10 protein-coding genes and 1 tRNA gene are annotated in these 14,720 nt (G+C 58.7%); 5 read left to right on the top strand and 6 right to left on the bottom strand.

The annotated features are described in order from the left end of the window. The 3 genes from bcsN to J2847_RS25185 all read left to right on the top strand — a co-directional run bounded on the left by bcsN (position 1) and on the right by J2847_RS25185 (position 2,459). Positions 1-663: a cellulose biosynthesis protein BcsN gene (gene bcsN / locus J2847_RS25195; protein ID WP_209781535.1), complete on the top strand. Its 663-nt coding sequence runs from the start codon at positions 1-3 to the stop codon at positions 661-663. Between the two features lie 143 nt (positions 664-806). After that, positions 807-882: transfer RNA gene (locus J2847_RS25190), tRNA-Phe, on the top strand. A gap of 323 nt (positions 883-1,205) precedes the next feature. Beyond that, complete coding sequence (locus tag J2847_RS25185; protein WP_209781534.1) at positions 1,206-2,459, top strand: tyrosine-type recombinase/integrase; 1,254 nt, start codon at positions 1,206-1,208, stop codon at positions 2,457-2,459. A gap of 137 nt (positions 2,460-2,596) precedes the next feature. On the opposite strand, the gene J2847_RS25180 is transcribed toward J2847_RS25185, so the two are convergent. Next, positions 2,597-2,890 (bottom strand): hypothetical protein, encoded by a 294-nt coding sequence (locus tag J2847_RS25180; RefSeq protein WP_209781533.1) that lies wholly within the window; start codon positions 2,888-2,890, stop codon positions 2,597-2,599. Between the two features lie 410 nt (positions 2,891-3,300). Between J2847_RS25180 and J2847_RS25175 the strand changes: the two genes are divergently transcribed. After that, complete coding sequence (locus J2847_RS25175; RefSeq protein ID WP_209781532.1) at positions 3,301-4,092, top strand: hypothetical protein; 792 nt, start codon at positions 3,301-3,303, stop codon at positions 4,090-4,092. 45 nt (positions 4,093-4,137) lie between these two features. After that, a complete protein-coding gene (locus tag J2847_RS25170; RefSeq protein ID WP_209781531.1) occupies positions 4,138-4,704 on the top strand; it encodes a hypothetical protein in 567 nt (188 codons plus the stop codon). 98 nt (positions 4,705-4,802) lie between these two features. Here the strand turns inward: J2847_RS25170 and J2847_RS25165 are convergent, their stop codons facing one another. From J2847_RS25165 to J2847_RS25145, 5 genes are all read right to left on the bottom strand, one after another. Beyond that, positions 4,803-5,372, bottom strand: a complete 570-nt coding sequence (locus J2847_RS25165; RefSeq protein ID WP_209781530.1) for a tyrosine-type recombinase/integrase — start codon at positions 5,370-5,372, stop codon at positions 4,803-4,805. 235 nt (positions 5,373-5,607) lie between these two features. Continuing rightward, entirely contained in the window at positions 5,608-8,661 is a 3,054-nt protein-coding gene (locus J2847_RS25160; protein ID WP_209781529.1) for a type III restriction-modification system endonuclease, read from the bottom strand. Positions 8,662-8,672: 11 nt separating this feature from the next. After that, positions 8,673-10,667, bottom strand: coding sequence for a site-specific DNA-methyltransferase (locus J2847_RS25155; RefSeq protein ID WP_209781528.1), 1,995 nt, complete (start codon positions 10,665-10,667; stop codon positions 8,673-8,675). After that, the gene (locus tag J2847_RS25150; RefSeq protein WP_209781527.1) at positions 10,664-11,341 is read right to left on the bottom strand and encodes a DUF4391 domain-containing protein; all 678 of its coding nucleotides are present in this window, start codon (positions 11,339-11,341) and stop codon (positions 10,664-10,666) included. Before J2847_RS25150 ends, J2847_RS25155 begins: the two co-directional genes overlap by 4 nt. Then, positions 11,338-14,586, bottom strand: coding sequence for a helicase-related protein (locus tag J2847_RS25145; RefSeq protein ID WP_209781526.1), 3,249 nt, complete (start codon positions 14,584-14,586; stop codon positions 11,338-11,340). The genes J2847_RS25150 and J2847_RS25145 overlap by 4 nt, the downstream gene beginning before the upstream one ends. Positions 14,587-14,720 lie beyond the last annotated feature (134 nt).

Genomic DNA, 14,720 nt, shown 5'->3' with positions numbered 1-14,720 from the left:
ATGTCCGGCGTTTCAAGGTTCCTTCGGCTGTCCGTTCTCGCCACCGCCCTGCTGACCGCCGGCTGCGGTGGCTGGGTGCGCGACAACCTGACCCAGTCGACGACGCCGTGGCGGCGGGTCCAGCCGACGGCCCTGCCGGTCTCGCTGCCCGACAACCCGCAGTTCCCCATCGTCGCCGCCCGCATGCGCTCCACCGGCGCGGTGTACAAGAGCTACAGCGTCGTGCTGGGCAACCCGACGGCCCTTCCCGGCGAGAACCGCCTGACCGTGGACGTGCAGACCCTGCCCGACAGCCTGTTCGGCGCGCTGGTCCAGCCGGCCCGCGTCTTCCCGGTGCCGCTCTACACGCTGGAGAGCCTGACGAGGACGCTGGCCGCCGAGTTCCCCGACATGACGGCGACGGTCGCCGACGCGGCGCGGCGCAACCGCTACGGCGACTACGACTACGCCATCGCGCAGGACGAGGAGAACACCTGCGTCCTGGCGTGGCAGCTCATCACCGACCGCGCGCGCATGCTGCCGGAGCGCATCGAGGCGGTGCGGCTGGAGTACCGGGCCTGCGGCACGTCGCGCAACCCGCGGGTCCTGCTCCAGCCCTTCGACGGGCTGGTGCTGATCCTGCCGGAAACGGTGCTGGAAGCGGACGGGTTGAGCGGGCTGTAGCCGCCCCGAATCCCCGCTTTCATCGCGAAGGCGCGGCGTGGAGATTTTTCGATTTTTTGTCTGGACAGGTCCCCGGATTTTTCCTACAAAGCGGCCCTCGACGCGCTGCGCCGGCCGATACGGCCAAACCCGCAGCGCCGGATGCCCAGGTAGCTCAGTTGGTAGAGCAGGGGACTGAAAATCCCCGTGTCGGTGGTTCGATTCCGCCCCTGGGCACCACTTTCTCCTTTTAGATCAAGGGATTAGTGGTGCGGTAGGTAAGTAAGGCTTACCTAGCACAGACCTAGCACAGTCGCAGAGGACAACTTTCCTCTCCTGCTAAGTCATTGATTTCCCTCACGTCATTTTCCTCTTGGTCCGCTGTGCTAGCACAATCGCAGCACAGTCCGGGCAGCAGTGTGAACCCCTGTGGGCGACGATTTGCGCCCCCTGCGGCCCCCCGCCTCGTCGCTGTGCTGGCCCACTGTGCTAGAATGCCTCCACCAATGGTGTTGATGGCTGTAAGCTGCAACCAAAGAGTTTGAAGCCGTCAGGAGGGGGCTGTGTCAGAGCCGTTTCAGCTGTTCCAACGCGCGGGCAGCAGCAAGTGGTGGGTTCGGTTCTCGATCAAGGGGCAGGGCCAGATCAGGAAGTCGCTCGACACCATGGACGAGGCCGAGGCGAATCAGCGAGCGCGCAAGGTCTACTACGAGGCGCTCTACCGCACCGAGAACGGGCTGACTGCCACGGTGAAGACCTTCGGCGACGTGGCCGAGGAGTTCATCGCCAAGATCGAACGCGAGGTCGAACGCGGCGAGCGCAAGAAGGAGCAGGGCGAGAAGTTTCCCGGCATCATCCGGCGCTACATGGTGGGCTACTTCGGCGACCGAGCGATGGACGGGATCACCGACCGCGACATCGACGCCTACACGGAATGGCGCAAGGACTACTGGACCAAGGGACCGGGCCGGGACATCGCGTTCATCACCTACATGCGCGCCGGCCGGCAAATTCGCCGGCCCATTACGAAGCGCGGTCCGCCCACGCTGTCCCGGCAGCGCAACGAGGCGGTGCTCCTTCGCATGCTGCTGCGCTACGCCGCCAAGCAGGGCTACATCAAGCAGGCGGCTATCCCCGAGGTCGAGGTCCTCAAGGCCCCCGATGTGCCCCGCCCCAGCTTCAGCGCCGACGAGTTCGGTCGGCTGGTCGAAACCTCGATGGCCCGTATGAGCGATCCGAAGCTCAACGAGCACGTTCGACGGGACCGGGCTATCCTACACGCCTACATCATGATCGCCGCATTCACGGGCTGCCGTCCCACGGAAATGAAGGGTCTGAACTGGGGGGACGTGCTCGGCTATCGGGACGGGCGGAACAAGCCGCTGGGTGAGCGCGACATCCGCCTGCGCGTGCGGGGCAAGGGCAAGGCCCGGACCTTCGTGCCCCAACCCGCCGCGCTGCCCTGGTTCGATACGCTGTGGATGCTGTGGGTCCGCGCCATGGACCGCGATCCCCTGGACACCGAGCCGGTGTTCATCACGCCCAAGGGCGAACGCATGGACAGCGTGAAGAAGAGCCTGGGGGCGTTGCTGGCGGTCTGTGACCTGCTGACCGACCATCGCGGCGTTCGCCGCACGTCGTATTCGTTTCGGCACTTCTACATCAGCCAGCAGCTCATCGCCGGCGTGGACATCTTCATCCTGGCCCGCAACACCGGCACGAGCAGCGACATGATTCACCGCTTCTACGCAGACGTGAAGCTCGAACTGATGAAGGACCACCTGCGGCCCGAGTGGAAGCTGTCGGCTTCACTTTGAGTGAACGCACCAGGCACGTGCGAACCTGTACGGTGATGTATTTCCCTAAACAACAGGCTCACGCTTCGGCCGAGACGTGCCTCGGCCGTATCGAGCGGCATGGGGGCCGGCAATTGCGTCCGCGTCCCCCGTGCACATTAGAGAGTTCCAGCCTTGATGCGCTCCATACACTCGTGGGGAGGAAGGTCGCTCTCCATGAACGCATCATAGACCGTGGGATCCCCTTTGAGTGCTGCCTGATAGGTTGGCACGTCGTCGAGCCCACCTTCAACAGGACGGTCCAATTCGGTCATCAGTGCGATCATCTGTGCTCGAATAGCGTTGATGCGATCCGCATAGCGGTCATAGATGTCTGGCATATTAAGCTGGTACTTGCGAATAGAGCGCTCGCCTTCATACAGTGCGTCACTTAGCATCTTGCGTCCTTTCATGACAAAATGCGCGCCCCACTCATGTGAAGCGCGTCGTTGTTGAGCGATTTTGGATTTGCTGCGCTACCCAATTTTCATTGACCGAAGCGCCCAAGCACATTAGAGCCATTGTCGGGCTGAGTCAATAGTAATGGTGTGCCGAAATGGCGATTTATCCTTCACTCACCTGAGGCGAGTCCAGAAGTACGATATTTTGTGTTGAGATCCTTGGGACTTCACTTCGAGTGAAGGAGGAGAAGCGCCCCAAGCTACACTTTCTTCTTTCCATGCGCCCAAAAAGGTGGTAGAACGGTTGCCGTGAGGGCAATCCTGCCCTTGCGTCAACCTCGGGTCGGCATTTGCCGCCCATTTTGTAGCGCACAAGCGGCCACTTCGGTGGTGGACCGGACACAATTGCCGGACCCTCCAAGATGGAGCAGTCGATGTCTAACGAAGTTGAAAAGAAGCCTTTGTCGGAACTGTTTGATGGCGTAGCGCACGTTGAACGGGAAGCTCGCGATCTCGATAGGAAAGCGGCGGAAGGGAAGCGTGAAGGAGTTTACAAGCGTCTTGCCCACTCCTACGGCGTGGCCTGTGAGGCCATGTCCGAAGAGCGGCTAGACGAGCTTGTGCGCGAGATGCTTCGCAAGCAGGTTCCCATGCCCAAAGAGGGTGCGAACAAGTGGCTTGCGCCGACGCGTTGCATGTATGGAGCTTTCAACGTAAAGGCTCCAAAGGTGCAATACATGGGCACTGCAAACTTGACCCCTTGGAAGTGGGATCGCTCGTTTGAGAAGTATGCAAGTGTATTTGCCTGGGCTGAGTTTATGGGCTTTACCGCTGAAAACTTGGCTGAAAAGGTGAAAAACTTCTCCCACGATACTTACGGGAAGGGCATCACCGGTATCGTCAACTACTGGGCTGCCCGCAACGGAGAAAAGCGTGCCGTTGCCGAAAAGCCGAGGGTCTTCAAGGCACCCAAGGAGCTTGAGGCAAACGGCACCTACGTGGTGATCGTTGATGTCAAGGACGGGACCGCGATCTATCGCTGCCCCGCTCCTATGGACGCCAGCGAAAAGCAGCGCATCATCGGTCTTGCGCCGAAGGCTGGGGTGGAGCCGAACGCCGAGGAAGTATCCAAGGCGGTGGATGCGACCAGGATGGTTTGGATGAAAATGCCCGAGAAGCAGTTGGCTTCGAGGGCTGTCACTCAGCCGGCGTGATCGCAAGGGCGGGGGTAACCCCGCCCTTCACCTTTAAGGCGAATGATGACCGTTGAACTGCGGCTCGCCTATATCAGGAACGTCCTCGATTTACTGAAGGCCGACCCTGAAATCACCATCCCCGAAGCCGAATTCGCTGAGCTGCTCACGGACGAGCGGCTGGCAGAATACCAGCAGCATCGAGCTTCGATGCTTGCTGCGATAGAGGTGCCCAGCTTGCTTGAGATGAGCCCTGACGCCGAAGTCTATTGGCAGAAGGCACAGCACGCGATTCGTAGTGCCAAAGCAGCGAGAACCCATGAAGGAGAGAAGGCGGCAGAAAAAAAAGGCGAAAAGGCTCTTGAAGCATTCAGTTGCCTTGAACCGCGCGAGCAAGCTGCGTTCAGAGAACTTACGGATGAAGAGCAACTTCGCCTCCATCACAATAGGGTATCTTACAACCTGCCAATGCCGATCCGCATGGCTGACTCATTAAGCCGAAAATCGGCTATCAACAGCGCGCAACAAACGGCTTTGGAGTCGCTGTTGCCCCCGCGTTTCACTCAAAGTGAAGACCGTGAATGGACCGCAAGGGAGATCCTAAAAAAAATCAGAAAGATTAACAGAGACTAACAAACAGGGGGCACCTTTGCCCCCTGTTTTTTTTGCTGAAGACGCCTTGGAATGCTCTGTTCAGAAAAATTGATTAGGGGGCATGCGGAAGTGTGTTTCTACAAGGCTTCCACTGCCGCGCGCATTAGGTCATCGTTAACTTCAATATAGCGTTGCGTCGTGGTCAGGTGCTTGTGGCCCGCCAGGGTCATGATGACCTTGGGGCTGATGCCGCTGTGGGCGAGCTTGGTGATGAACCAGCGCCGACCGCTGTGCGAGGTCGCCCCGTCCAGGCCGGCTTGCTCGTAAAGCTGCCCCATCAACTGGCACAGGGTGTTGGCGCTGAACGCCGTCCGCTTCTGGGTGCGCAGCAGGGGGGATGTCGGTGCCGGGGCTTCACTCCAAGTGAGGTGGTACCGTTCCACTTCCTTCCGTAGCCGGTCGTTCACGAATACCACGCGGGCATGGCCGCCCTTGGTGATCTCGGCGTTCAGCCTGATCTGCTCGCGCACCGCACCGTTCCCGTCGAGCACGTCGCCGCAGGTCAGGGCCGCGATCTCACCGACCCGCAGGCCCGCGAGATAGGACAGCATGACGGCCATCCGGTTGCGGGCGGCGTGCCGCCCCTGCGCGACCACGGCCAGCAACCGCTTCTGTTCCCCGTCCGTCAGCACCCGTGCCTGTTTCATCACAACCTCATTGTGCGTAGTCGTTGCGCACAAGACATTATGTTTTCCGTCGCAGGGTCGATCAACCCAAGAAAGAACCCGAGGAAACATGCGGCTTCCAGCGGGAACCTAAGAAAAGTTGCATTTTATTAAGTTTCGTGCCAGAGCCTTCTTAGGCGTCGCCGGGGTCGCCGTTTTGGGAGCGTCGGGCGAATGGATGGCACGGCGCCATCCATTCGCCTTTCGGTTCATCCCGTCATTTAACCACTTCCATCAGCTTGCCGTAGCTGTCCACCACATCGTACTTGACTTGTTCCGAGGTGATTTTCGCGAAGAACTTGCGGGCGCAGGCGATCTTGCTTTCCTCGATCCCGCGAAGCTCCAGAGAGGAGAGCGAACCCTTCGTCTCGGCGACGAAATAGATGTGCTTCACCGCACCCTGGTGGAAGGCGATGGCCCAATCGGGGTTGTAGTTTCCGACCGGTGTCGGGATGAAGAAGCCGCGCGGCAGCTTGGCGTAGACCACCACCTCGCTGCTCGTATCCAACTCCTCTACGAAGGACCGCTCCCCCTTCGAATCGGTGAAGACGTAGTCAAAGACATGACGCTCCGCCTTGAACGCTTTCGAGAGATCGCGCGGCTCCTTTTCCTGGGTAAAGATGTTGGCGCTGAACGTCTCGCCGGTCGGGTCGTATGACAGATGCTCGACGATGACGGTCGCCTTCTGCTCGTTGATCAGGGTCCCGGCCTTCTGGATGAAGTCCTCCGGGTTGGTCCGATACTGCGCGAAGATCGGGGCGCCGATGCCCTTCAGAATGGCCGCGATGGTGGCTCGGGTCAGAGTGGTCGCCTCCGCCAGCTTGCCCAACAGGTCGTAGGTGACCGACGAGTGGACGGAAGCCTTGTGCGTTTCAGTGGTCGAGGCGCGCACACGGAAGGCTTCGCCGCTCTTCAGTGCCTCATAGCTCGCCTGTTCCACCTGCTCGCCGGCGATGATGTGGTATTGCAGCGGGCTGACCTTCAGTTCCGAATCGAGAGCACGGATGCACTTGCGAACCAGCTCTTCGGTATCGAAGCTGACGGAGTAAATGGCTCTCCGGTTGATCCTCGCCCACAGCTCCTGAAACTCCCGTTTTTCGAAGTTCGCGTTTCGGGGGTTCTGCACCTTTGCCTGTCCGGCGTCGTCCACCGGCGGAAGTTGGGCGTCGCTGAACAGCGTCCCGATCAACTGGTGGACAGCCTCCGCCATCGGCGCCAGTTCCGTTGGGAGCGCCGCCAGTGCGCCTTCCTTCACCGCCTCATGATAGGCATCGGCGATGCGATCATTGTCGTCCGTGTAGTCGTTCTTGATTAGGTAGCGGCAGATCAGCTTCGCCATCTGCGGTGTCACCGTCACGTCTCCGTGCTCGGTCTTCAGCACCTTACCCGAGAAGTAGGCTTCATCGGCGGTGCGCGGCCGAGCCGACAGGGTGGCGGTAATGTCCTTTTGCAGGGCGGCGACGAAGTCCTTGTAGCTTTCGTTCGCCACAACGGTCAGCACGTTGACGTGATGCACGGTGGCCGGGTCGTCCATCCGGTCGCCCAGTTGGTTGACGGCCAACCGGAGGCCACGACCGACTTCCTGCCGGCGCGAGATGGTATTGTCGCTATGTTTCAGAGTGCAGATGACGAAGACGTTGGGGTTATCCCACCCTTCCCGCAAGGCGGAGTGGGAGAAGATGAAGCGCACCGGCTCGTCGAACGACAACAGGCGCTCCTTGTCCTTCAGGATCAAGTCATAGGCGTCCGCGTCGTCTGAGAGTCCAGCGTCCTCGCCTCGCGCCTTGACGGCGGGGTCGGTCAATTTCCCCTTCTTGTCGATTGAGAAATAGCCGTTGTGGATTTTCGCGACGTCGAAGCGGGTCAGATGGTGACGCCACGCTTCCGCCTCCAACGGCAACTCCGCCAGCAGTTCTGCCTTCAGAGCTTCGTATTCCTGCTCGAAGAGCCGGGCGTATTCACCCTTTTCGTCGGTGCGGCTGTAATCACGGTACTTCACGACCTCGTCGATGAAGAACAAGGACAGCACCTTGATGCCCTGCGCGAACAGGGTCCGCTCTTTCTCGAAGTGCGCCTTGATGGCCTCGCGAATCTGGATGCGGCGCAAGGCGGCCTCGTTGACATCGCCCACCGCTTCGCCGCTCTCGACCTCCACGCCGTTCAGGAAGCTGACGACGTTGCGAAGCGCGTCGATTTCCCCGACCACGAACCCCTTGTACTGGTCCAACTCGCCGGACTTATCGAACAGGTTGTCCCCACGGCGGAGTTTTCGGGGTTCCCGCTTGATACCGGTGCTGTGTCGGACCTCCATTTCCACCCGCGCCTCGGGCGGCTTGCTCTTCGAGACTTCAATGGAATCGAGATACAGGTAGGCGCTGGTTCCCGAAAGCCCACGCATGGTGATGCCGCGCACTGCGATCTTCTTCACCAGCTTTTGATTGTAGGCGTCGATGGCGTCGAGCCGGTAAATCCTGTTGTGCTCGGTTCGATGCGTGGCCGAATAGCGCAGAATCATCGGCGCCCGGAACTTGGCCAGCGCATCAAGCGTCTTCGCCCCTTCCATCTTCTGCGGTTCGTCGAGGATGAGGATCGGCCGATTGGCAGCGATGACGTCGATGGGGCGGCGTGACTGGAAGTCGTCCAGCACCTCGTAAATCCGGCGAGCGTCCTTTCCGGTCGCGTTGAACGCTTGAATGTTGATGATCATCACATTCAGGCCGGCGTCAGAGGAGAAGCTCTCCAGGTTGTGCGGCTCCTTCGAACTGTAAGTGAAGAAGCGGGCGCGCTTGCCGTAGTCTTCCAGGAAGTGGTCGGCGGTGATCTGGAAAGTCTTTTGTACACCTTCACGAATAGCGATACTCGGAACGACGACGATGAACTTCGAAAATCCATAGCGCCGGTTCAGCTCGAACATCGTCTTGATGTAGCAATAGGTCTTCCCTGTCCCAGTCTCCATCTCAATATCGAGATTGATCGGAGCCGCCTTACTCGACACCAGCACGGCCGACAGGGGCAGGTTTTGTCGCCGCTGAACAGCGTGGATGTTTTCCAGAAGTTGTGCGGCTGGCAGCAGCCCCATGGGCTGTAGAATGTCCGGGTTGCGGAATCCCTCCACCTCCAGCGCGGCGCGCGCCTGTCCATCGGCGTCAGCCGCCCGGCCGGGATCGACGCGGTAGGTCACGCGGGTGACCGCCGGGAGGCCCGCTAGGCAGTCGGCAACCGCGTTCACCGCGTCGGTCTGGTAGGGTTGGCGTTTGAACTTCAGTTTCATGCCGCGCGTCCTCAGATGACCTTCACATCGGTAGTGGGCGACATCAGCTTGAAGATCTGCTCGACATTGATCTTCACGGAGTTGTCAGAGAAGCCGGCGTCACGGAAAACTGCGCGCAGCGGCTTACGGGCGGCAATCTGCTTAACCAACTCTTCGGTGACGCCCGAATCGAAGCAGGCAGCCAGCGCATTCCCATCAACGAAGTAGACGGACTTCCCGTTCAGCGCTTCCCGAGTGATAGGCAACGTCAGGTCAACGCCCCAGTCCAGAAGAACATGAAACAGTAGGTCCTCGGGGCTACGATCCGCCTTCACGTTGTCAATATATAGGTCAAGCTCACCCTGACGAACTGCATCTGGAGTATAGTAAACTTCCCGCATATTCGAGCTATCGATCTTCAGGACGCGGAATCCAATGTCAACCGTCTTAGACTGCTCTTTCACGGAACGACCAGCTCTACGGATTCGTTCTTTAGAAATCTCTGAGATATACGGAGAGATTCCTGACTTCTGGCAGAAATTAAAGATATCTTTTGAGTCTTTGTTATCCGGCTTGATTTCCTCAGGATACTGAATGCTGATGAACGATCTATTTCCATTGTCCTCCAGATTGAGGAGCATTACGGCATGCGCAAGCGTAGACGATCCAGCGAAAAGATCAACGCAGATATCTTTATTAGACGTGGAAAATGCAACGAGCCGCTCAATAAGTTGAACTGGCTTCGGATTAGAAAAGACTTTCCGTGCTTCGGGAAAGAGAGATTTCAGGTCGTATGGACCGGTTCGTCCATCAAGATCAAACACGCTGGATAGTTTGTCTTCGTACTCGTGCGCATAAACCTTTAGTTCGATAATCTTGTTGTGATCATCACCGAACAATATGCGCTTCTCAGCAAGAAGTTTTTCCATGGTTTCTTTGGGAAAGCGATATCCCATCAGCGGTTCTTTGCATGGCTTCTTGGTTTTCGGATGGAGCACGTCGTAGCGATAGCCTTCCTTGCCGGGGTTGTGCACGCTCTGACTACCGGTATAGACGCCGCCGAAGTCAATATATTTGTATCTATCCAGTTCGCCGAGTTGGTTCTTATTCTCACGAAACCATGAAGAGTAAGCGGACCTCAGCTCTTGAACGTCTTTATGTTGGGAAATTAGATCATTGCCAATCTTCACAAGGGCATCTTTCGTTGCTGAAACACTTGTCTTCCAGACTCCTTCGAGTTCCTCTCGAGACTTTGCATAGACATGAATGCTTTCATGCTCGACAGCGATGTTGGTCGGGTTGTTATCTGTCGCATTTTTCCAAATTATCGTTCCGACGAAATTAACTTCCCCAAATATTTCGTCGCACATCCTGCGGATATTTGCAGTTTCGTTGTCATCAATAGAAATGAAGACAACGCCATTGTTCGCAAGAATGTTCTTGCACAACCTGAGGCGTTTATACATCATTGATAGCCAATCCGAATGGAAGCGCCCATTCGAATCAGAGTTTAATACGAGCTTGTTTCCTTCCTCATCCATCTGACTAGAAGACACAAGGTGCTCGAAAGTATCGCCGACGAAGTCATCTCTATAAACGAGGTTATTACCTTTCTTTCTGTTGTATGGCGGATCAATATAGATCAGCTTCACTTTTTCCAGGTACGTTTCTTGCAGTAGCTTCAACGCATCTAGGTTGTCGCCCTCGATAAACAGGTTCCGGGTGGTGTCGAAATCAACACTTTCCTGGTGGCATGGCCGCAGAGTCTTGGCAATCGGAGCATTGGCGGCAAGCAGGGCCTCGCGCTTGCCGGGCCAGGACAATTGATAGCGTTCCACCGGTCCTTCAACGATACGATCCGACAGTTCCTGCCGCAGTAGGTCGAAGTCGATCCGTCGTTCCGGTTTCCCCTTCTCGTCCGCCGCCTCGGTGATGCAGTGCGGGAACAATTCGGCAAGCTTGTCGAAGTTCCCCTTCGTCAGGTCCGGAGTATGCAGTTTCAGCTTTTCCATAATCGTCCCGTTCAATCTTGCGTTTCCTGTTGCGCTGACAGCCGGGCGATGTCGTCCTTGACCGCCCGCAGTTTGGAATTGATTTCCACCTTCCGGTTGAACTGCCGTTCCTGCGCCAATCGCCTTTCCAGCTTACCCAACTCGACCTCCAGCCCGCGAACCTGCTCCAACCGCTCCATGTGGTCGCGCAATGTTTCGCCGCGCCGGGACGGCAGGGGCGTCAGCACACCCAGCATGCGTTCATAGAGGCTGGCCATGTCGAGGGCAACCGGCAGCCCTTGCCTAGAGCTGTCGGCAGGCACCCAGGGGGTGGCGAGATAGGTACCCGTCACCCATTTTCCGGCGACCGCCTCTGACGGGCGCTTCCAGGCCGCCAGCGTTCTGGCCTTTCCCCCAAAATGCAGCTCGAAGAGGATTGGGAACGGGATGGCGTCGTCGATGGTGCGGAGTATGGCCTCGTTCAGGTCGGTCTGACGCAGCGCCAGTTCGAAGATTTGGATTTCCGGCACCATGGGGGTGGCGGCCAACCGGACGGTCTCTGGCGCCAGTTTGGCCCGCCACGTCACCTGATGCAGCTCGGTCACGAACGCCTCACGCAGCTTGGCGGAGACGGTGGCGTTGGCGTAGATCTTGTTCTTCGGTAGAACGCGATTGACCAGAGTGGCGGGCGGGTAGGCGAAGAGGGTCATGCCGCATCCCGCACAACGAGGAACGCGATCAGCTCGAAGTCGTCCAGCCCGGCGATGGAGTCCACCAGAGCCGAGGTCCGGGAGCCGCTGAATAGGCTGTCGAGGTCTTTTTCCTCCTTCAGGTCGATCATCGAGCGGATCGCGTCTGTCAGCAAGGCCGAGTAACGCCCCATGTTCCGGCCGTCTTGTGTTTCGGCGTTGAAAAGGGCGCAGACATCGGCCAGAGGCTCGACACGCCCCTTGCAAGCCGCGCGTAGCAAGTCGAGCAACTTCTTGGCTTCCATATGGTTGGCAACGACCCGCCCATCCTCGCCGATATAGACGAGGTAATAGGGGTGCAGCCGATTTTGCTGGCCGATATTGATTCCGTGATTGCGGTTGCGCAGAGCGAACAGGGCACCCGGTGGCAGCGTCGGCGAGCTTGGAACCACCGCATGCATGCCGGTGGGAGCCCGTTCCAGGTCGGGATTGGCCTTGACGTAGTTCAGCAGGTCCATGCGGAACTCGTTCAGGCCGAGGTCGGTAATGGAAACACCGGCGCGAACGTCTTCCAACTCAATTACCTCCTCCTGGAGACGTCGGAGTTGCTCCTTGCGGTAGGAGACGTCGTTGGCCTCGTGGCTCAGCACATTGTCGTCGCCGGTCGCGGTCACGTCGGCGATGATCATCCGGTTTTCCACCCGCTCACGCAGGTTGATGTATTCGTCCAGCGTGATGTCGGGCCAGTAATTGACCAGTTGGATCGCGTTGTTGCGCGAGCCGATGCGGTCCACCCGCCCGAACCGCTGGATGATGGCGACGGGGTTCCAGTGGATGTCGTAGTTGATGACCGTGTCGCAGTCCTGAAGGTTCTGCCCTTCGGAAATGCAGTCGGTGCCGATCAGGATGTCGATCTCCCGCAGTTCTTTCGGCAGGACGATGGCCTTATCCTTCGAGACGGGCGAGAACAGCGTGAGGACCGAAGGGAAATCATAGAACGTGTCCAGGGTGGTTTGCGGGGCGCTGGTCCCGCCAATCACCTTGGCACTGTGTAGGCCGTGGCGGTTCAGAACGTCGCGGGCTATGTGGGCGTAGAGGTAGTTTGCGGTGTCGGCGAACGCCGTGAAGATTAGAAGCTTCCGATTGCCGAGGTTGATGGGGTTGGCGAGCTTGCGCTCGATCTCCCCCTTCAGGTGTTGCAGCTTGGCGTCATGGTCGGGGGTGATCTTGGCCATCTCGGCGAGCAGCGCCTCGATGATGGCACGGTCGGCGGCGAGGTCGCGTTCCCACGACGCGGCGTCCATGTCCGCAAGGCTGATTTTGACCTTCCCGCCGGTCAGGATTTCGTCGGCATCGAAGGTGTCTTCATCATAGCCCAACACCTGTTCCAGCTCCGGGTCTTTGCCCGTCCGCTTCCACTCGGCGATCCGCTCCAGCGTGGCGGTGTGCAGCTCGGCCAGCCGGCTCAGCGTGATGCGGAACGCCTCCACCGAGCTTTCCAGTCGCTTCAGAAGATTGACGGTCATCAGCCGTTGCAGGCTGCGTTCGCGGTCCGACTGCCGAAACCGGCCACGTCCTCCCTTGACCTCGGTGTCGTACAGGGCTTCGTACTTGGCCAGCCGCGACGGGAAGATGTAGCTGATCGGGGCATAGACCGACAGCTTCAGCAGGGACAGCTGAGCGTAGATTCCATTGAAGCTGAACACGTCGGGCCGGCGTGTCAGCGGACAGTGGAACGAGATCGGCTTCAGCCGCTCCGGGAAGCGCCCCACCTCCTCCAGACCGTAGAAGGTCTGTATCTGTCGGCGGGAACGAGCGATGGTCACGCTGTCGAGCAGCTCGAAGAAGTCGAAATCCAGCGCGTTCAGGATGGCGGCGGTGGTTCGCTGTTCGGGAGGCAGCTTCGACCAACTGTTGAAGGCGGTTTGGGCGCGGCGGAAAATCTCCTCCACGTCCCGACTGGTCTTCAGCTTGTCGTTCAACGCCTTTGGATCACCCTCGTAGGCCAACGCGAGCTGGTTGCGCAGGTCGGCGAATCGGTTGTTGACCGGTGTTGCCGACAGCATCAGCACCTTCGTCTTCACCCCGTCGCGGATGACGGCGTTCATCAGGCGTTGGTAACGGGTTTCCCGTTCCTTGAAGGCATCGTTGTTGCGGAAGTTGTGGGATTCGTCGATCACGACCAGGTCGTAGTTGCCCCAATTAACCCGGTCGAGCGGCGTCCCGAAGGATTCTCCGCTCTCCCGCAGGAGATCGGTGTGGCACAGGACATCGTAGTTGAACCGGTCGCGCCCGAAGATGTTGGTCTTGAGGTTCCGGTTGTAGTTCAACCAGTTCTCTGCCAGCCGCTTGGGGCAGAGGACGAGCACGGAGCGGTTTCGCAGCTCGTAATACTTGATGACGGCCAGTGCGGAGAACGTCTTACCGAGACCGACACTGTCGGCGAGGATGCAGCCGTTGTAGGTTTCCAACTTGTTGATGATGCCGGTGACGGCATCCCGCTGGAAAGGGAATAGCTTCTGCCAGATCAGCGTATCCTTGTAGCCTGTCAGGTCGTTGGGCAGCACATCGTCGTTCAGATCCTCCAGGAACTCGCTGAAAATGTTGTATAGGATCACGAAGTAGATCCGTTCCGGGGAGTTTTCCTGATAGACCGAGGCGATATGGTCGGAAATCGCGGCGGTCACGTCCTCCAACCGGTCGCTGTCGTGCCAGATTTGCTCGAATAGGCTGAGATAGGTCGCGGTCGTCGGCGCGTCCGTCATCTTGTGGATGATGTTGGAAACCGCATCGCCCTTCTGAAAGCCTAGGTCGACGGCGGTGAAGCCGTGCAGCGGCAGGTAGACGGCACTTTCCGTCCCATTGCCTACATGGCCGAACTGCTGCATCGGCGCCTTCCCTCGATTGGAGCGGAAGGTCGCCTTCCGCCTAATCCAGTCGGCGCACTCACGGGCAATCGCGCGCTGGGTCAGCTTGTTCTTCAGTTGCAGCTCGAAGGCGTTGCCGTACAGTGATCGCTCCCGCTCGACCTTGGGGATCTGAAACTCCCGGTGCTCCTTGCGGAGTCGGTCTGTGGCCTGCTCAGGGAGGAACGTCGGCGCGGTGAAGATGAACTCCAGCGAGTGGATTTTCTCCAGCTCCCTGCGAAGCGACTCGTAGGCATAGATCGAGAAGGTCGCCGCCGCGATCTTCAGCCGCGCGCCCGAGCGGATTGTACGCTTCAGGTCATCGCCAAAGAGCTGATTGATGTTGTCGAGGATCATCATGTCTGCGCGGACCAGATTCCCAGCCGGATAAGGGTAGCCGGAGGAGGGGAGGTCCCCGTACCGGCCAAGAGGAAGCTAACGAGTGTCGTGCTGAGCGGCTATGATTCAGAGCCGCTCGACATCGGATGAAGCGG

The sequence above is a fragment of the Azospirillum agricola genome (assembly GCF_017876095.1).
In the GTDB taxonomy this organism is placed as follows: Bacteria; Pseudomonadota; Alphaproteobacteria; order Azospirillales; family Azospirillaceae; genus Azospirillum; species Azospirillum agricola.
The sequence above is the reverse complement of the archived record's forward strand: the minus strand, read 5'-3'. Positions and strand labels throughout refer to the sequence as shown.